Genomic DNA, 19,187 nt, shown 5'->3' with positions numbered 1-19,187 from the left:
AATGAAATATTTAGACCAACTTTTTGAACCTGTGTTAATCGTTAACGAGAAGCTAGAGATTGTTTACTATAATCATTACTTTTCAACCTTTTCGGGGCTTTCTCCTAGGAAAATGAAGAAAATTTCTGATGTGGGTAATCTATTTGTATCCGTTGATAATAAAATAAATATTACAGATCAAATTTTAGAGGTCACAGAGAAGAAGCGCTCTGTCGTGAGTAAAGAAGGGCAAGTAAAGTTCTTTGAATCTGAAGAGGTTTTTAATTGTGTAATGAAGGTAAATATTATTTCTGAAGATGAAATACTTATTTGTATAAATGACTTATCAATTGAGAAATCAATTTATGATAAGTATAGAAAACAAGTGGAAGAGTTGAAGGTTTCTTATAAACAACTTGTTCTAGCGGATAAGCTTAAAAGTATAGGAGAGTTATCAGCAGGTATTTCCCATGAAATAAGTAATCCACTAACAATTGCTTCTGGTAGTACTGAAATTTTAGAAATTCTTCTTGAAAATCAAGAATCTCTAAGCTCAAGGGAAGATATAGTCGAAGCGATTTCCAACATTCAAAACTCTCTTCTTAGAATTAATAAAATTACTTTAAATATGAAGAAGTTTGTTCATGAAGGTGTTCAGTGTAAGCAATTTATCTCTGTGAAGAGTTTGATAGAGTCATCTGTAACACTTGTATCATCTTCTTTTGAAAGACAAGAAGTTGATCTAGAAGTTCTTTCTGATATGGATATTTCCGCATATGTTGACGAATTGGCCATTGAGCAAGTTCTGGTTAATCTTTTAAAAAACGCCCTTGATTCTGTTGTACAATCTAAAAGTAAGATTAAGAAAGTTTCAATTTATGCTACTACGTCTGACGACAACGATACTTTAATTATTTCAGTGAAAGATTCTGGAAGTGGTATTGCTGAGGAAGATGTTAACTTTATATTTAATCCATTCTTTACAACGAAGGAAATGGGGGAAGGGACAGGTATGGGTCTTTCTTTATCGACTCAAATTGTAGAGGAACATCAGGGAGAATTAAGACTTGAAGCCAATTCATCTGATGGTTGTATCTTTTCAATTGAGCTTCCTTCTGCAGAATTGAGTAATTATCTTGAATTAGAGACTCGAGTTTCAAATTTAGATGAAGTTGATGATGTGAAAGTACTTGTAATTGATGAGGACTATAGTAACTTAAACTTCTATGCAAAACTTAACGATGAGAGTGGCGGATTCTTCCTCTTATCAAGAAGTATTGCAAAGTCTGAAGCACTAATTTCAAATATCAATATTTCTAAAGTTATTGTTGGGGAATCTCTTTTCTTGAAGGAGAATATAGATATTCTACTGAAGAAAAATAAGAATTTAGAGTTATATAAGTGTGGAGATAAATCTAAGAATGAGAAAATAAAAATTAAAGATACTATTAATACTCCTCTGACGAGAGATGATGTTTTAAATAAGCTTGATATTGTAATTGGAGATATTCATGAAGAAGAAGTTTAATGTTCTTGTGATTGATGATGAAGAGAAAATTTGTAAGATAATAAAAATATTCTTGGATATGTCTTCAAGATTTAGCAATGTTGTTCTTGCAAGAGATGCTCTCGAAGGAATGATGAAGTTAAATAACCAAGAGTTTGATTTGATTATTGTAGATAAATCAATGCCAAATAGAACAGGACTTGAATTTGTAGAGAATCTTAAAAAATCTTTTAAACTTAGTAAAATAAGAGTACTTTTGATTTCAGGTTGCTTAACAAAAGAAGAAACTCTCTTGGCCATGAAAATAGGTGTGAAGGATATTTTAGTAAAGCCATTTAACAGGCAGAGACTTATGGAGAAAGTTGAAGCGATTTTAAAGTTCTAATAACTCCAGCTTATATTTAATCCTCCACCATCATCGACAAGTATTGGAGCTAGAAAGTAAGGTTTACCTGACTTGTAGTTGTAATAGGTTCCCCAGCCAAATGCGGCTCCTATTGTTGCTCCTGCCACAACATCGTGGAGATAATGAAAGTCATCATTTATTCTACTTATTGAAATAAAACTTGCAACGGAGTATGCAGCTCCACCCCAGTACCAACCGTGTCTTGCCGCTACGACAGAGGCAAAAGCAAACGATCCCGCAGCGTGACCAGAAGGAAAAGAGTCATCATCATCTGGATAGCCTGGTCGTCTTTCACTTACTAAGAATTTTGTGACCATAACTAGAGATGTTGCATATAAAGAGGCTTTGGCCATATGCTCTCCACTGCGCAAACTATTATCATTTTCGGCAAAGTACCCGTGAGCAAGAAAACCTATGGCGTAGGTGGCATTTAGAAGGCCCCTACCCATTATATCTCCAACTATACCGTAGTCTTTAAATGGTTTCGCTTGATCTAGTGAATCTCTCTTTCTGTAAGTTCTGTGAGATTTATTTGAATAGACCATAAGAGTTGCAGCGAGGCCTCCCATGGTAATGTACTTAGCGTCAGTCGTCACAGGACTTATAAAGTCACTGTACCATGCATGGTCTTTTGAAAATGAATTTAAAGAGCTAAGTAGTAGAAGTATTGTTGAAAATATTTTCATAAGAGAATCCACCAGCTTAATTTATATTCTTCACTATCAATTTCAAATTCTATATTTCTTGAAAGGTCTTCTTCAATTGAATTAAAGTAAGACTCTCTTTCTAAATAACTAAAAGACAATCCTTGGTTCTTTAGGATTCTCCAATTGATTTTACCTCCAATTTCAACAGCGTAGCCTTTGTCGCTATATCTTTCAAAGAATTGATTTCTAGTATTGTAGTCAGTCATAGAAGAGTAGGAAGTAAGTAAGTGAATAGAGAAGGCCTCAAATATAAGCCCTGGAGTGAACTTTAGACCAACTTCAGTAAAACTATCAATAGTATCTTCTGCTCCAGAATCTAGCCTTACTTCCTTTTTTCCGAAAATTGTAGAAAAAACTTCACCACTAATTTCAAAAATACTCTCTTGGTACTTATATAAGTAGCTTAACGTTATTTCATGTCTACCATTGAAGAACTGGTGAGCCTTAGGCTCATAGAGCTTCGGTCTATATGAAGCGAATAGAGCCTGATCAAAGTTCTTAATGCTACTTGGAAACCAATAATAGAGTTTTCCTACAGGCTCTTTAATTCCGTGACTCTGATCTCTCTTGTCTGATATAAAACTCAATGGGCCAGAATAAGTTTCGTTATACTTACCACTTATTAATGCTTGTATTTCGATTTCATAAGTTAGCCGCTCGCTAGTTGCTCTCTTATAGTTAAGAGTCTGAACATATCCTTCTTGATTTGTGAGATCAATCACTTGAAGATCTTTCTCATATGTCTTTTCTTCAGCATAGAGACTTGAAGACACTGTTAAAGTCGCTTCATCTTTTTGAAGGTGAGGAACTAAGTGCAAGTATTCAGAAGAATACGTATTGCCAAACATAAGGAGGAGTAGAAATAATTTCATGGTTGGATTATAGTAACTAAAGTTTGGAATTAAAATAAATAACTAGTAGTGGACTTAATTATGTTAATTAACTTTATAGAGCCTCGCACAATTTTGAAATTAATAAGATTTTGGCCCCCATATCTTGGAGCTGGAATTTATGTTAAGTCTATTAATAAGATTTTTACTGAAGTAGAAGTCAGGATGAAGCAGAGGTTTTTCAACACAAATTATGTTGGAACACATTTTGGAGGCTCTCTCTACTCTATGTGTGATCCTTTTCTTATGTTTATACTTCTCCATCATTTAAAGGATGAGCACATCGTTTGGGATAAGGGGGCTAGTATAGACTATGTGATACCAGCAAAGGGGGAGGTTCGTGTGGTTTTTAAAACTTCTCTAGATGAAATTGAAACTATTAAGAAAGAATGTTTACGATCATTTAGTTTTGAACCTAAGTATGCAGTTGAAATACTTGATGAAGAAAATAAAGTAGTAGCTCGAGTAAATAAAACTTTATATATTCGAAGAAAAGACGCAAAAAAATTGTTCAGCAAAAAGTAAACTTTTAAGAAAAAATTCACCTTAATTTATCTAGTATTGCTCAGCGATGAGGAGTAGTGTTTTTTCATGTCTAAAAATATTGAAAAATCACTTCTCATTACTCTAGGTGCCTTGGCGGCTTTTGGGCCAATGACAATTGATCTATATCTTCCGGCTTTTGTTGAGATTGGGAAGGATCTCTTAGTCGCAACCGAAGATATACAATACTCTCTAACATCGTTTCTTGCAGGCCTTTCAATCGGTCAGCTAATTTATGGACCCATTTCTGACAGATTTGGAAGAAAGAAACCATTATTATTTGGAATTATAATATTTATTATAACTTCAGTGCTTATTTCATTTGCTCAAAACTTGGAAACATTAATTGGACTAAGATTTATTCAAGCTCTTGGTTCATGTGTTGGAATGGTTATCACTAGAGCTATAATAAGAGACATGTTCGAGCCAAGAGAGGCTGCAAAAGTATTCTCTCTTGTCATTCTCATTATGGGGGTCGCTCCTGTTATTGCTCCTGTTTTAGGCACTCAGATTCTTTTGTTATTTAATTGGAGAATGATTTTTATTTTCCTAGCTCTTTTTGGCTGCTTAACTCTTGTAGGTTCTATCTTCAAAGTTCCCGAAACATTGAAAAATAGTGTTCCTCTCAAAAAAGGATTTGTAAATTACTTTCATTTATTGAAAGATAGGCAGTTTATAATTGCTGCACTTGTAAGTGGAACAATTACAGCAGGCATGTTCTCTTATATCGCCGGTTCCGCCTTTGTTTTCTTAAATATTTTTAAAGTTTCTACGGGGACATATCCAATTATTTTTGGAGCAAATGCATTTGGCTTCATTGTTTGCTCTCAGGTAAATGCAAGACTATTAAATACGTACTCAATTGATGCTATCCTAGAGAAAGCTTCTATCTTCGCATTATTTGCAGCCTTATGTACTTTCTTGTCCGTAACTTTTCATCTAAGTCTGCCATTCTTTCTTGTTCCTTTATTTTGTTCCATCGGCTCTATAGGGTTTATTATTCCAAATATTACTGCGAAGGCGCTAGAGTTTCAGCATGAGAGGGCCGCTGTTGCATCAGCAATGATGGGAAGTATTCAGTTCTGTGTTTCATCTCTTGGGTCAGTTCTTGTTACTGTGTTTGCAAATGGAACTGCTTGGCCACTTGTTACGACTTTACTAGTCTTTAATAGTTTAACTTTTCTTCTTTATTTCTTTGGTATTAAGTCTGAAGGTTAGAAATTTATTCGCGAGTAGTAAATATTGTATATTTATGGTAAAACATAGTGGTCATCAACTTTCTTAGGACTAATACTTGAAAGTATTACTTTCTCTTTTCTTATTTTTTATAGTCTTTACTTCTTTTGCTAAAGTACGTGTCGCTCTTTTTGATGTTCCCCCTTATAGCTACATAAATGAAAAAGGAGACTTAGACGGAGTAGTCTATAAGTTATGTAAGAAAATAGAAGAGAGATCAGGATTAAAATTTACTTATACGTTGGTTCCTTATGCGAGGGCTATAAAGCTACTTAAGGATGGGGAAGTTGACTTAGGCGTATTCTACCCATCAGAAAAGTATCGTGGGGAGTTTTCTGCGCTAACTCCGACTCTTGGGAATATAAACTATTTAATAACTAAGAAGGCAATTAAGATTAAAAGTCTTAAAGAGATAGGTAGTTTGAAAATAGCTTTAATTAGAGGAGCAAAGTATTCCAAAGAATTTGATGCCCTTGAAAAACCAGGACAAGTCTTTGTTCAAGATTACAATAAGTCTTTGCATATGCTTCTACTTAATAGGGTGGACTTAGTCGTTGTTTCATCAGCTGCTTTTGAATATTTTTTAAGAATGAACAATATTAAGAGTGAAAATAGCTTTAATATCTTCACTTTAAATAATCAAAAAAATTGGATTCACGTAAGTAAGAAAATGAGTAATACCAATAAAGAAAAAATCAAAAAGGCTAATACTTCTGTTATTGAATCAGGGAACTATAAGAGCCTCGAAGATTTACTTCAATAATGTTCAACCTTGTTAATCGTTCATAAATTTATTAAGTATCTGATTTTAAAGGCTAGTTATCTATCTTAACTAACTCTTTCTAAAAAATTAAATTGAGCCCAAATCGTTAACATGTTAACTTTATAGTTAAGATGTTAACTAAGGTGTAAGTATGAGTAGAATAAGTTTGGAAGGACAAGACATAAATATCATTGCAAGGATGGCCAGAACAGTTAGCCATCTAGATAAGATGATTACGAAGTCTATTGGTGAATTTTCTTTAACGAAGCCTCAAATGGATGTGCTCTTTGTTTTGAAGTTTTCAAATAATAACGAACTTAAAGCAACAGAGATTGCTGAAGAACTCTTCGTTTCTAAGGCCAATATGTCCGGACTTATTTCAAGACTTGAAAAGGAAGAACTGATCGTAAGAGGAATTGATCCGACAGATTCGAGAGCAAGAACTTTAGTTCTCACAGATAAGGCAAAGAACGTTCTTGATAAAGTCATTCCAAAATACTTTGAGATGACTGCTGAAATAATGTCAAAATTTAGCTCTGAAGAGAAAACGAAATTATTAGAACAATTAGAGTACATCGAATCGTGTATGAGTAAAGGGGGAGTACATGATGTTTAAAATGAATAAGTTTAATTTGACCGTGACTCTTTCTTTATTAGTATCTAGTTCTGTTAGCGCCGATGTAATTAGTCTAAATGAAGAAAAAGTTATTGAAATGGCCTTAAAGAGAAATGAGGCCATTGGAATTTCAAGCGCTGAAATTGAAATCGCAAAATCAAAAGTCGAAGCTTCGACTTCATCTCTATATCCAACTCTTTCACTACAGGCTCAAATTCAAAAAACTAGAGGTAAGGGAAGTGCTGCTCCAAATGCTTACGACTGGAATGAGAAAGGCTCTATTGGAGTCACTCAACCTGTCTACACTTTCGGCAAACTAAGTAGTGCAATTGATATTGCAAAGAGTAGTGAGTCACTAAGTAGAGTGAAGTCTCTTGTAACTCAAGCTGACGTAAAAAATACTGCCAGAAAGCTCTACTATAGAGTTTTGTATAGCAATGACTTACTTAAAGCTTCAAAAGACTCATTTAAGAATGCAAACCAAAATAAGAAAACTCTTGAGAAAAGAGTTTCGTACGGACGAATTAGTCGTAATGATAATCTAAAAATGCAGGCTGATATTGCAAGCCGAAGACCTTTTCTGATTGACTCGGAAAAAAACCTTGATCTCGCGAAACTTGATTTGCTAAATTTTTTGGCCATTGAAGAAGGAAGTGAAGTTAGATTTGAAAAAGAATCTTTAAGAGAGATTTCTCTCCGTGATGATTCAAATGCGAGTAATGTTGAAAATAATCTTGACGTGAAAATCTTAAATGAGAACTTAAAGTTAAGAGAGCTTTCTATTGAAAGTGAAAAATCCAATAGAATGCCTACGCTTAATGCTTTCGCGACATTTTCACCGACAAATTATAAAGACGGATTTCTTGGAGACAAAATCAAAGAACAAGAAGATTTAACATTTGGTTTAATGTTCACATTCGATTGGCCATTCGGTGGTAGTAAGAATGATGCTATTCAAGTCAGAAGAACAGAAGTAAGAATTGCAAAGTTACAGCTTACTCAAGAAAAGAGAAATCAAAAAGTTCAATTAGAAAAGCTCTATAAGCAAAAAGAAAGTTTAGAGAGAAAACTTGAATCTGAATTAGAGGCCATTAAATTAGCTCTTTCATCATATAAGGTATCTCTTGGGGCATTCGCTACTGGTGGAGTTTCACAGCTTCAACTAAACGATAGTGAGCTACTCTTAACAAATAATAGAATTAGCTATGCAGGAACTAAGTTCGAAATTTTAAATACAATTATTGACATAGAACGACTTACGACGACAAGTCCTGAGAGGGGTAAGTAATGAAAAAAGTATTATTCTTACTAATTACCGTTGCCATTTACACCGGGGGGCTTTTTTGGAAAGCTGCGGAAGTAAAGAAGGCAAATAATAAAGATGTTCCTACTCTCTATAAGTATTGGGAAGAAAATGGAGTTCCTGTTTTTACTGAAGTGGCAAGTCGAAGATCATTGTCAAATACAGTCACTTTAACTGGAGTGAGAGCAAGAAATCGTGTTGTTAGATCTCTTGTCGCTCCTCAGGTCTCATCAAAACTTGAAATTGGAGCAATAGCAAGAATTACAAGAGATGATGTTATTTATAATGGAAAGGTCTCATTCATTTCAGAAGAAGTTGACCAATTATCGGGGTTGTATACTGTTGAGATTACATTTTCTAAAAATATAATCGCTAAGAAATCTCTTGTTATTCAAGTGGAGATAGGACACCTTGAAAAATCAGTTGTAGTTAAAAGAGCAGCAGTTTCAACAAGAGGTGGGAAAGCACATGTCTTCATTGTAGAGAATAAAAATAAAGTCACACTAAGAGACATCGTTCTTTCTGGAAACAATGATGACTACTACGCAATTAAATCTGGCCTTGAAGCTGGAGACGAAATAGTGGTTAGTGATCAGAGATACTTAAAAGACGAACAAAAAGTTTTAGTCATTAAGAAGGTGGAGTAAATTATGATTGAAATATTTGTAAAACGTCCAGCAACAACAATCATCTTTATTGCCATTTTTATGGTGATGGGTCTTGTCTCTGTTGGTAATTTAATTATTGAGCCAACTCCTAAGGTTGAGTTTCCTATTATAACCGTGCAAACTGTATATGGCGGAGCTTCTCCTGAGGAAATTGAAACTCAAGTGCTAAAGAGAGTTGAGGATGCTGTTTCTGAAATCTCTCAAATTAAAAATATTCAATCAGAGGCGCGTGATAGTTATGGAGTTGTTACTATTCAATTTTTAATTGAAGCTGATGTTAATATTAAATCGATTGAGGTTAAAGATAAAGTTGAAGCAATTATTAATGACTTTCCTGATGGTGCAGACCGACCAATTATTGCAAAATTTGACCCTCTCATTCAACCGATAGCAAACCTATCTCTTATGAGTGATAAGCATAACTTAACAGAGCTATATGAGTTTGCAGATAAGAAGTTGAAGACAAGACTATCGGCAATTGATGGCGTCGCCACTGTTGATATTTTTGGAGGTAGAGAGAGGGAGATTAATGTTGATTTAGATAATAATTTACTAATTCAAAATTATCTCTCTATTGAAGATGTCATCAATTCAATGGCCAGAAAGAACCTCAATGTTCCTGGTGGCTCAATTAATAAGAAAGATTCAAAAGTTAGTGTACGATTTGTAGGTGAATTTTCAAGCGTCAAAGATATTGAAAATCTTCCTATAGTATCTAAAGAAGGGCGAACAATTAAACTTTCATCAGTGGGAAGAGTTACTGATAGTTATAAAGACGTTGATTCTATCGCGAGATTTAATGGTAAAGACACTGTTGGTATAGCTGTTAAAAAATTATCTGATGGTGACGCTGTTAAAATTGTTAAAACTTTAAAAACTGAATTAGAAGTAATTAAGAAGGAGCTGCCAGAAGGAATGAAACTTGAAGTTGCAGTTGATACAACTAGGATTACTTTAGATAATACAATCGGTACGATTCAAAGTATTCTACTCGGTATTGTGCTTACCATTGTTATCTTACTTGTTTTCTTAGGGGACTGGAGAGGTGCGGTTATCGCTGCAGTAGTTATTCCAACCTCTATTATTTCAACATTTTTTATAATGGACATGTCTGACTTCTCAATAAATATGATGACATTGCTTGCTTTTGGTACTTGTCTTGGGACTCTTATTGCGAATGCTTTGATTATTATCGAAAGTATTTATAAACATCTTCAACAAGGGAAGAATTCTCAAGATGCAGCTATTGATGGAACAAAGGAAGTTCTCTTAGCAATTTTTGCTTCTTCTGGTACAAATCTTGTTGTTTTCACTCCTCTTGCATTCATGGGAGGAATTGTGGGGCAATTCATGGTTCAGTTTGGAATGACTGTTGTGTACGCAACAATATTTTCAATAATGGCATCAGTTACTTTGACTCCAATGCTTTGCTCGATTCTCCTGAAAGACCCTACTACTTTAAAGGGACCTTTTCCAAAAATTGCCCGCCTTTCGGATAAATTCATTGCTTGGCTTACAGAACAATATAAGTGGTTTTTTGATAAAATGATGGATTGGCCTATTCTCACAACACTTATTGCTCTTGCGGTTTTCTATTCAATTGTTTTTCCTGGGAGTAGATTAGGTTCGGAGTTTGTTCCTAAGTCTGACCGCGATGAATATACTGTTTCAATTGTAATGCCTGATGGTACTCCAGTTGAGAAAACAGGAACTGTTGTGGCTAAAGTTGATGAGCTTCTAAAAGATTACCCAGAAGTAAAAAGTACATTGGCTGACATTGGTTATGATGGTGAAGAGAAGGCAAGAGTTAGCGTGAGCTTAGTTCCTGCCAGTGAGAGAGCTAAGAGTTATGATGTTCTTATGAGTGATCTTTTAATTGATTTAACTAAAATTCCTGAAGCTGAGATTACTCTCTCTGGTGGTAGCTCAAGCTCTGGGAATGTTGGCGATGTTACGATTGATGTTACTGGAAGTAGCTTTTCTGAGATGGTTAAGACTTCAGAGAAGATGAAAGAAATTATGGCAAATAGTGGATATTTTGGTTCCGTTCAGAGTTCTTACCGCGTCCCAAAAATGGAAATTCAATTTAATCCGGATTCTTCAAAGATTATCAGACAAGGTTTGACAAATGTTCAGATTGGGCAAGTTATTAGAGGTCTTGTTAATGGAAATGATGATTCTGTTTATAAAGAGGATGGAGAGGAATACGACATTAACGTAACTCTGGGTGATGACTTTAAAAAGAATGTTGAAGATTTTGATTCTTTCTTGATTCACGGAAAAGATGGACTTATTCCTATTGCAACACTTGGTGAGGTGAAGTTTACAGAGGCAACTTCCCCATTAAAGAGAAGAGATAAGGAGAGTATTATTCAGTTGAATGGTTATCTTGCGAAATCTAATACTGGTACAGTTATGAAGGAGCTCTCTGTTAAATTTGAAGAAGCAAAACTTCCAGCAAGTATTAAGTATGCCTATACTGGAAATGCTGAGAATCAGTCCGAATCTTCTAGAGAGCTTGGAAAGGCATTTATGCTTGCTGTGGTTTTAACGTATATGTTACTTGTTGCAGTTCTTGATTCCTTTGTTTTTCCTTTATCTATTGGGTCTGCGATTTTAACATCTTTTCTAGGGTCTATTACATTGATGTTCTTTACGGATCAAACGGTTAATATTGGATCGATGATGGCAATGGTTATGGTTGTTGGTCTTGCTGTAAACAATGCGATCTTGATGATTGAGTATGCTCAGCAGAAAATAGTAGAAGGAGTAGAAGTTCGAGAAGCCATTTGGCTTGGAGCAAAGGAAAAATTAAAAGCTATTTTAATGACTTCAATTGCGATTATTGCAGGAACTCTTCCTCAGTTATTTGCACTAGATAAAATTAAGTCTGCGATGGGAGCAGTAATTATTGGAGGGATGATTGGTTCAATTATCTTTACTTACTTTCTCGTTCCAGTAGTCCACTTACTTGTTTATAAGGCAAAGGATTTTATAAGTAGAATTAGTGGAAAAGAGAAATTTGTAAAATAAGAAAAGGCCCATCGGGCCTTTTCTTTTATAATATCCACTGAAATTCGATTAAGTTATTTCCACTTACATCTTCACACTGACCTTTCATTTTTTTTAGAAATAACATTGAGATATAAGCGTTGAACTTTATTCTATATTTAAATCCTGGTTTCATAATTTCATCTAGTTTATCTTTTAAGGTAGAGCACTTTGTAGTCTTCGTCATGTAGGATTTTTCAAAGTTTAGTTGAGTTGTTCCCTTTATTCTTGAATAATCTGCAGAATAAAAACAGTCTCCATCTAGAGATTTTATATCAATTAAAACTCGACGAGTTGAGCTTGAAATTCCAAGTTTTGTGTATTCAACTTGGAGGTCGACTATATCATCTGGTGCACTGACTTTATCGCTAAAACTCTTGCATGAGAAAGTTGTAAAATCTGTGATAAATTTCATATCACTGGCCTGAGGAGATACCTCACTTGCAGTTATGATACTTGAGTAAGTTATTAATATAATGAAGATCGTTTTCAAGCTCTACCCCTATTTTATCAAGTTTTCCTGAAGGTAAACTTTCTACAGTAATTGGTAAAGAAATCTGTTTCTTTAGGTAATCTTTATACTAATTTCTATCTTTTTTTAAACCTGATAGAGAAAAGTAGAGTAATATATATTTATTTAGAGTTTCACTTAATAATTTGAGGATTAGTTTTTGATTAGATTAGGCTTTATTCTATTTTTACTTTCTATCACTTCTAGCGCTTTTGGCGCGGACTCAGTAATTCCAAAAGATCAGGTTATTAATATCTGTGCAGAGGATACTGGATGGGTGCCTTACTCTAATCCCATTAAATCAGAGGGAAATAATGGTTATGAATTCTCTGGCTACAATAGAGATATTATTGAAGAGATCTTTAAGAAAAATAATATAAAATTTAAATTTGTCATAAAACCTTGGCAACGTTGCCTTAAGGATGCCATTGATGGAAATATTCACTTAGTTTTAGACGCGGCTTCAAACGAAGAAAGAGAAAGAAACTATCTTTTAACGACTCCAATATATAGAATGACTCCAGCTTACTTCTTTCATAAAAGTGATGATAAAAAATTAATGATGAAAACAGCTGATTTAATTTTAAAGAATTCTCCAATATGTGGTCAATCTGGATATACATATAAAAACTTTGGAATTCCAAGTAAAGAAGTAAAGAGATTATCAAAAGCACTAGGGCGAATAATTGATCTTGTAAGTGCTAAGAGATGTAAAATTGGCTTGACCCGACTTGAAGTTTTAAAGAGAGTACTACCAACTCTCAAAGAGTACTCAGATATTTCATATTCAGTAATTAAGGGAGCAGAGAAGGAAGAGTTTTTTTGGCTAATAAATAAGAACTTTAGCTTTTCAAAAAAATTAAAGAAAATTATTGATAAGGAATTTAAATCTCTCATTTCAAATGGAAAGCTTCTAAAAATTAGTACTAAATATAAAATCTAAATTCTATATTTTCTATATTCGTGCTGAGTAAGGTGGTCCATTCTCTTGCTCCATTGAAAAAGATTTTTCGATTGTCTGACCTTTTCTTTGAACTTGTGAATGTGAGGATTACATATAAGAAAAACGAAACTGAAAATAGCGATATCTGTTGCTGAAATAACATTTCCAAAAAAGAAATCATGATCTTTCAATTGATTATCAAAGTGCTCTAATAATTGAAAGACATGATTGTCATACTCTTCTTTTGGTATGTTGATACTTGCGCAATGATCAACCCATTGAGACATGAGTTGAGAAATTTGATGTAAGTTCTTATCATTAATCTCTGAATGTGAATTTTTAAAGTCTTTAAAGAATCTTTGGCGAGTCTGGTCACATGTATAGACGTAATTAACATAGAGACCTAGAAGTGTCGTAGTGGCCCATTGAAAAGTAATCGTTTGAACTAAACTATAATCTGGAAAAAGTAATTCTTTATCAAGTTTATTTATTCGTACTCTGCAAAACTCAATAATCTCAGGACAAGTTAACTTCTTACCACCCATGTTTAAAATAGGTATAAGCTTTGCTTCGATATCGAGTTTCTTTGCTTCTTCTGGAAGCTTAACCCACTTTACTTCAAAGTCTACTTCGCAGTAACTAAGTAATCTACATATAAAGAAACACCTTATAGATATCGTTTCTACGTGGGAGTCTCCCAACCAAAGAATTAATTCATTTTTACTCATAACTTATTATATATTACCAAATGATCTAAACAAGAAAAATAAGGCTTTCCACGCTTTAGAATAAATCCTAATGAAATTATCAACTAATGAATGTTCAAGAAATCTTAATACTTCCTCCCTCTGATAGAGGCTCTCTATCTTTTGATAGAGGAAATAGATTGTATTTAGCCTTGGTATTAAACGATAATTAGGGACCATTTAATTTTTAAATTATAAAAAGGAGTTTGTATGAATTCAAAAGTCATCTTGATGGCGGCCTTACTGTCATTGGTCGGCTGTTCAACACCTGAGAAGAAGTTGTCAAATTTTTCTCCAGGAGAAGCTAAACCAAATAGTTTTTGGTGGCCAGAGCAGATTAATCTTAGTCCTCTGAGACAACACGCTAAAGAGTCTAGTCCAATGGAGAAGAACTTTAATTACGTAAGGGAATTTAAAAGTTTAGACCTAGATGCAGTAAAAAAAGATATTAGAAAAACTTTAACAACGTCACAAGATTGGTGGCCAGCAGACTACGGTCACTACGGACCATTCTTTATTCGTATGGCCTGGCATAGTGCAGGTACTTATAGAGTACTCGATGGTCGCGGTGGAGCGGGGGGAGGACAGCAAAGGTTCGAACCTCTAAATAGTTGGCCTGATAATGCAAATTTGGATAAGGCGAGAAGATTGCTTTGGCCAATTAAAAAGAAGTATGGAAAGAAAATTTCTTGGGCAGATTTAATTGTTTTAACAGGTAACGTATCACTTGAAGATATGGGATTTAAAACATTTGGTTACGCAGGAGGTAGAGTAGATGATTGGGAAGCTGATTTAGTTTATTGGGGGCCAGAAACAAAATGGTTAGATGATAAGAGATATGAAGGTGAGAGAAAATTAGAAAGACCTCTTGCTGCTGTTCAGATGGGATTAATTTATGTAAATCCAGAAGGACCAAATGGTGTTCCTGATCCTCTTCTTGCTGCAAAAGATATACGAGAGACTTTTGGGAGAATGGCAATGAATGATGAGGAAACTGTAGCTCTTATTGCTGGTGGACATACTTTCGGGAAGGCCCATGGAGCTCATAAAGTTGAAGAGTGTGTCGGTAAAGACCCAGGAGCAGAGGGACTTGAGGCACAGGGAACAGGATGGAAGAATAAGTGTGGAAAGGGCCATAGTGAAGATACTATTACATCTGGACTAGAGGGAGCTTGGACGGCAACACCAACTCTTTGGACAACTCAATACTTAGATAATTTATATGCATTTACTTGGAAGCAAACAAAGAGTCCAGCAGGAGCAATTCAGTGGATACCTGAAGATGAAAATGCAGCAAATTTAGTTCCTGATGCGCACGTTGAAGGAAAGAGACATGCTCCGATAATGTTTACAACTGACATAGCTCTTAAGAGAGATCCTATCTACAAAGAAATTACGACAAGATTTCGAAAGAATCCTAAAGAGTTTGAAAATGCCTTTGCAAGAGCTTGGTTTAAGCTTACTCATAGAGATATGGGACCAGTTGCAAGATATTTGGGGAAAGATAAGCCAAAGGAAATCCTTTTTTGGCAAGATCCAATTCCAAGAAGAAATCATAAACTAATTGGAGCGTCTGGTATTTCTGCATTGAAGAGAAGAATTTTAAAATCAGGATTAACAATTCCTGAACTCGTTAGAACGGCTTGGGCGTCAGCATCTAGCTTTAGAGGGACTGATATGAGAGGTGGTGCAAATGGTGCTCGTCTTGGTTTAGCTCCTCAAAGAGATTGGAATATAAACAATCCACAGGAAGTGTCAAAGGTTCTTAGAATATTGGAAAAAATTCAAAAAGATTTCAATAGTACTCTTGTCGATGGTTCAAGAGTTTCGCTTGCTGATACTATTGTTCTAGGTGGAGCAGCTGCAGTTGAAGAAGCTGCAAGAAAAGCAGGCTACAGAGGGATTAAAGTTCCTTTTAAAGCCGGAAGAATGGATGCTTCACAAAAGCAAACGGATGTAAAATCATTTGCAGTACTTGAACCAAAAGCAGATGGATTTAGAAACTATTTTAAAGAAGAAACAATGAGAACTCCAACTTATATGCTTGTCGATAAAGCAAATATGTTATCTCTCACTGTCCCTGAAATGACTGTACTCATCGGTGGATTAAGGTCTCTTGATGCTAATGCTAATGGTGTTAAGTATGGAGTTTTCACTAAGAGACCTGGAACATTGAGCAACGACTTCTTTGTAAACCTTTTAGATATGTCTACAAAATGGGTGAAGTCAGAAATTCCTGGTCTTTACAACGGAGTTAATCGTAAGACTAATGAAGTTATGTGGACAGGAACTCCGGTTGATCTCGTATTTGGTTCCCATGCTGAATTAAGAGCAATTGCAGAAGTTTATGCTTCCGATGATGGAAGAGGAAAGTTTGCAAGAGATTTTGTAAAAGCTTGGGCAAAAGTAATGCAATTAGATCGTTTTGATTTAAAGTAAATATTTAGTAGGCCCAGTAAATATACTGGGCCATTTTTTATGGATAGCTATGATTAAAAAAAACTTTATTATCTTTCTATTACTTTTCGTTTCATTTTCTTCTTATTCAAAGTCTCATAAAGTTGAAATGCTTAACAGACAGGAAAGAAGCTTAATGATATTTTCTCCAGCATTTTTAAAGATTGAAGTTGGAGATTCAATTACGTTTCTTCCGTCTACAAAAGGACATATCCCACGATCTGTTTTTACTCCTAAAGGAGCTGAAACTTGGGAGATGAAAGGAGATAAAGAAGTCGTTGTGAAATTTGAAAAAGAAGGTGTCTATATCTTTGAATGCAAGAATCACTATGCTATGGGCATGGTAGGAGTTATTCAAGTCGGAAAGGCCAAAAATCTTTTAGAAGCAAAGAAATTTGCCGAGGTCCATAAGAAGAAAATTTCTATGAATAAAGAAAGACTTGAAGAATATCTTAAACTTGTAAAATAAATCTTAAAGTTGAAATAGTGGTAAAGCCTTTATAGAATAGCGTATGGAAAAACATTTTACACAAAAGTATCTAGAGGCATTCCCATTTTCAGAATTTACTTCTTTAGAAGATTCTTCGAAATTTCTCTATATGTATGAAAGAGAGGGTGAGAAGAAGTTATATCTCTTTGATAGAGAGAAGCATTCCTCTTTGGAGGAAGGAGAACTTTTTTCGAATATTGATTTCAATATGCGCAGTTGTAGACCTCTTCGAGTTCTCAATGACAAATTGTACCTAATTTCAGACCGAGATAATCAAGAAAATTTTAATATTTTCTCTATTGATGTTAAAACCAAAGAAATAAATCAAATTACAAGTAATGAATATACAGCTTGCATCCATATTACTGATGAAGGGATTGCGTTTTTTTCTTCAAGACAGAAGAATGAAGTAGGGCTTTTTAGAAATGATATTTACTCTCTAGATCTTAGTAATGGAGAAAGTAAGTTTATTATTAACGATGAGGATGATGAGTACCGAGTTGGATGGGGGAGAGTGATTCCTTCGAAGAATAAAGAATATTTAATTCTTAATGTTGATAGAAATAATGAAAGAACAAATAATAATTTCTCATTAGTTAATATTAAAGAAGGAACAAAAGAAGTAATTATTCCAAAGGAATTTGAAAGTGGTTTGTTTTACCTATTAGAAAACGAGGTTGATACCGAAGTAGGTTTTTACTTTGTTTCCGATAAAAGCGGTTATGAAAATTTATACTACTATGATTTTATAGAGAAGAAAGTTTTAAAACTTACCAATGTGAATTACCTAACAGATGGCTTTGATTATAATGTTTCTGAAGGGATTCGCTATTTTATTTCTACAATAAAAAGACCTAATGAAGGCAAGACTTCTATTCTTACTTACAAAGAAGAGTTCCCTGGGCAAATAAGACAATTAGACTGTGACTTAACTCTTGATGGAGAAATTTCTTTCAGTACTTATAATAAAGATTTTATTTGGATTGGAGAGTCGCATCACGGCAAACTCCAAAGAGAAGTCTATATAAGTTAACAAATTCTAAATGGGTTTGTGAGTTTGATCTTTCTTTCTCTAAGAAAGGGGCTGAACTATTAATTCAATCTTCTTATGAATATATTACTTATCCTTCTTATGATGGATTGGAAATTCCAGCCTATGTGATTATTCCCAAAGGAGAGATTAAGGGGGCAGTAATTACTTCATTCTATGGAGGGGGGAATTACTATAATGGGAATTATCAAATTTTTGCTGAATTAGGTTTTGTCCGATTAAGTCCAGCAGTTCGAGGAAGTTGGGGACATGGTAAAGAATGGAAAGAGAAGATTAGGGGAGATCTTGGTGGAAGCGAAATTCTCGACCTCTTATGGGGAGCAAAGTTTTTGGAGAAAAGGTTTAATCTTAAGCCTTCTCAGATAGGCCTTGAAGGGGGAAGTCATGGTGGGTATGCAACTCTACGGGCACTAACTCTTCCCGAAAACTTTAAAGGACAAGAATCACATTATCCCTTCGGCTTTGGTATTTGTTGGGCAGGGTTTTCTGATTTAATTGATTTTTATAAAACATCCAATATTCCCGATTGGCTTGTATATATGCTGGGGCCTTATGAAGAAAATGAAGATCTCTATATAGAGAGATCTCCTATCAATTACTTTAAAGAACTAAAAGCTCCCATTTTTATTACACACGGAACCAAGGATAGTCGAGTTCCTCCATCAACCATGCATAGTTTTATAGAGAAACTCAAGTCCTCAGATATGCCACACTTTATTTATATGATGGATGGACAAGGGCATACGGGTGGTTCTATTGCTGAGCGAGTAGATGAATATAAGAAAATGTTTGAATTTCTTGAAGCTCAGACATCCTTAGGATGGAATTAATTTTTTCGCACTAATATTTGAAACCTACTTCACTGATTTTTTATGCTTTTGCTCAATTTCCTTTAATCTACCGCTTTTTTTGAGTGATTTGATTCCTTGTTCAATTCTGTGAATGAGGCCTATATGTTTCTTGTGTAGATAAGTATAAATATCAATTTTTTCTACAGTACCAACATTGTATATATCTGAATAATTCTTTGCTTCTTCTTTTCCTATGTTAAGTTCTGTTACAAAGTAATCTGCTCGATCTCGTTGAAGAAAAAGTAAGGCCTGTCTATTATTAGAAAAATTTTTAATATTTTCGCTTTTCAGTGTTGCATTTGCTCTAGACTCAATTGTTTAATTTCCTCTTACAATGGCAACAACGGCTCTTCTCGTTAGACAGTGGAACACGATGAATCAAGACTAAAAAGATCAAGATAAGCACGGATATTTCAATCTGATAAAATTCTTCTGCAACAAACAAATTTAAAAGGAGAATTACCCGTGC

At 34.5% G+C, this 19,187-nt stretch carries 19 protein-coding genes; 14 read left to right on the top strand and 5 right to left on the bottom strand.

Features of this window, described 5'->3' with window-relative positions; all coding sequences use genetic code 11:
• Window position 1 precedes the first annotated feature (1 nt).
• Together CES88_RS12490 and CES88_RS12485 are read left to right on the top strand one after the other, a co-directional pair.
• Window positions 2–1,507: an ATP-binding protein gene (locus CES88_RS12490; RefSeq protein WP_290734857.1), complete on the top strand. Its 1,506-nt coding sequence runs from the start codon at window positions 2–4 to the stop codon at window positions 1,505–1,507.
• Window positions 1,491–1,871: a response regulator gene (locus CES88_RS12485; protein WP_290734855.1), complete on the top strand. Its 381-nt coding sequence runs from the start codon at window positions 1,491–1,493 to the stop codon at window positions 1,869–1,871. Before CES88_RS12490 ends, CES88_RS12485 begins: the two co-directional genes overlap by 17 nt.
• Here the strand turns inward: CES88_RS12485 and CES88_RS12480 are convergent.
• Window positions 1,868–2,578: a phosphatase PAP2 family protein gene (locus CES88_RS12480; protein ID WP_290734853.1), complete on the bottom strand. Its 711-nt coding sequence runs from the start codon at window positions 2,576–2,578 to the stop codon at window positions 1,868–1,870. The two genes, CES88_RS12485 and CES88_RS12480, sit on opposite strands and share 4 nt — an antisense overlap.
• Complete coding sequence (locus CES88_RS12475; RefSeq protein WP_290734852.1) at window positions 2,575–3,471, bottom strand: hypothetical protein; 897 nt, start codon at window positions 3,469–3,471, stop codon at window positions 2,575–2,577. Before CES88_RS12475 ends, CES88_RS12480 begins: the two co-directional genes overlap by 4 nt.
• 93 nt (window positions 3,472–3,564) lie before the next feature.
• On the opposite strand from CES88_RS12475, the gene CES88_RS12470 reads away from it, so the two are divergent.
• The 7 genes from CES88_RS12470 to CES88_RS12440 all read left to right on the top strand — a co-directional run bounded on the left by CES88_RS12470 (window position 3,565) and on the right by CES88_RS12440 (window position 11,651).
• Entirely contained in the window at window positions 3,565–4,014 is a 450-nt protein-coding gene (locus CES88_RS12470; RefSeq protein ID WP_290734850.1) for a DUF4442 domain-containing protein, read from the top strand.
• A 66-nt stretch (window positions 4,015–4,080) separates the two neighbouring features.
• Window positions 4,081–5,250, top strand: coding sequence for a multidrug effflux MFS transporter (locus CES88_RS12465; protein WP_290734848.1), 1,170 nt, complete (start codon window positions 4,081–4,083; stop codon window positions 5,248–5,250).
• A gap of 76 nt (window positions 5,251–5,326) precedes the next feature.
• A complete protein-coding gene (locus CES88_RS12460) occupies window positions 5,327–6,031 on the top strand; it encodes a transporter substrate-binding domain-containing protein (RefSeq protein ID WP_290734846.1) in 705 nt (234 codons plus the stop codon).
• A 151-nt stretch (window positions 6,032–6,182) separates the two neighbouring features.
• On the top strand, window positions 6,183–6,647 hold the full coding sequence (locus CES88_RS12455) for a MarR family winged helix-turn-helix transcriptional regulator (RefSeq protein WP_290734844.1): 465 nt from the start codon (window positions 6,183–6,185) through the stop codon (window positions 6,645–6,647).
• A complete protein-coding gene (locus CES88_RS12450) occupies window positions 6,637–7,935 on the top strand; it encodes a TolC family protein (RefSeq protein ID WP_290734842.1) in 1,299 nt (432 codons plus the stop codon). The genes CES88_RS12455 and CES88_RS12450 overlap by 11 nt, the downstream gene beginning before the upstream one ends.
• Window positions 7,935–8,597 carry a hypothetical protein gene (locus CES88_RS12445; RefSeq protein WP_290734840.1) on the top strand — a complete coding sequence of 221 codons (663 nt, stop codon included), beginning with the start codon at window positions 7,935–7,937 and terminating at the stop codon, window positions 8,595–8,597. Before CES88_RS12450 ends, CES88_RS12445 begins: the two co-directional genes overlap by 1 nt.
• Window positions 8,598–8,600: 3 nt before the next feature.
• The gene (locus CES88_RS12440) at window positions 8,601–11,651 is read left to right on the top strand and encodes an efflux RND transporter permease subunit (protein ID WP_290734838.1); all 3,051 of its coding nucleotides are present in this window, start codon (window positions 8,601–8,603) and stop codon (window positions 11,649–11,651) included.
• A gap of 25 nt (window positions 11,652–11,676) precedes the next feature.
• On the opposite strand, the gene CES88_RS12435 is transcribed toward CES88_RS12440, so the two are convergent.
• Window positions 11,677–12,162, bottom strand: a complete 486-nt coding sequence (locus CES88_RS12435) for a hypothetical protein (protein ID WP_290734836.1) — start codon at window positions 12,160–12,162, stop codon at window positions 11,677–11,679.
• Between the two features lie 178 nt (window positions 12,163–12,340).
• On the opposite strand from CES88_RS12435, the gene CES88_RS12430 reads away from it, so the two are divergent.
• Window positions 12,341–13,123 carry a transporter substrate-binding domain-containing protein gene (locus CES88_RS12430; RefSeq protein ID WP_290734835.1) on the top strand — a complete coding sequence of 261 codons (783 nt, stop codon included), beginning with the start codon at window positions 12,341–12,343 and terminating at the stop codon, window positions 13,121–13,123.
• Here the strand turns inward: CES88_RS12430 and CES88_RS12425 are convergent.
• On the bottom strand, window positions 13,120–13,851 hold the full coding sequence (locus CES88_RS12425; protein ID WP_290734833.1) for a glutathione S-transferase C-terminal domain-containing protein: 732 nt from the start codon (window positions 13,849–13,851) through the stop codon (window positions 13,120–13,122). The two genes, CES88_RS12430 and CES88_RS12425, sit on opposite strands and share 4 nt — an antisense overlap.
• Before the next feature lie 228 nt (window positions 13,852–14,079).
• Here CES88_RS12425 and katG point away from each other — a divergent pair, with 228 nt between their 5' ends.
• From katG to CES88_RS12405, 4 genes are read left to right on the top strand one after another with little or no spacing between them, the layout of a single operon-like run.
• A complete protein-coding gene (katG, locus tag CES88_RS12420) occupies window positions 14,080–16,308 on the top strand; it encodes a catalase/peroxidase HPI (protein ID WP_290734832.1) in 2,229 nt (742 codons plus the stop codon).
• Between the two features lie 49 nt (window positions 16,309–16,357).
• Window positions 16,358–16,795, top strand: a complete 438-nt coding sequence (locus CES88_RS12415) for a pseudoazurin (RefSeq protein WP_290734831.1) — start codon at window positions 16,358–16,360, stop codon at window positions 16,793–16,795.
• Window positions 16,796–16,838: 43 nt separating this feature from the next.
• On the top strand, window positions 16,839–17,849 hold the full coding sequence (locus CES88_RS12410) for a DPP IV N-terminal domain-containing protein (RefSeq protein WP_290734830.1): 1,011 nt from the start codon (window positions 16,839–16,841) through the stop codon (window positions 17,847–17,849).
• Window positions 17,795–18,697, top strand: coding sequence for a prolyl oligopeptidase family serine peptidase (locus CES88_RS12405; protein ID WP_290734828.1), 903 nt, complete (start codon window positions 17,795–17,797; stop codon window positions 18,695–18,697). Before CES88_RS12410 ends, CES88_RS12405 begins: the two co-directional genes overlap by 55 nt.
• Window positions 18,698–18,721: 24 nt before the next feature.
• On the opposite strand, the gene CES88_RS16655 is transcribed toward CES88_RS12405, so the two are convergent.
• Window positions 18,722–19,033 (bottom strand): transporter substrate-binding domain-containing protein, encoded by a 312-nt coding sequence (locus CES88_RS16655; protein WP_365993269.1) that lies wholly within the window; start codon window positions 19,031–19,033, stop codon window positions 18,722–18,724.
• Between the last annotated feature and the right edge of the window lie 154 nt (window positions 19,034–19,187).

The organism is Halobacteriovorax sp. JY17 (genome assembly GCF_002753895.1).
In the GTDB taxonomy this organism is placed as follows: Bacteria; Bdellovibrionota; Bacteriovoracia; order Bacteriovoracales; family Bacteriovoracaceae; genus Halobacteriovorax.
This window is presented reverse-complemented; position numbering and strand designations above follow the sequence as displayed.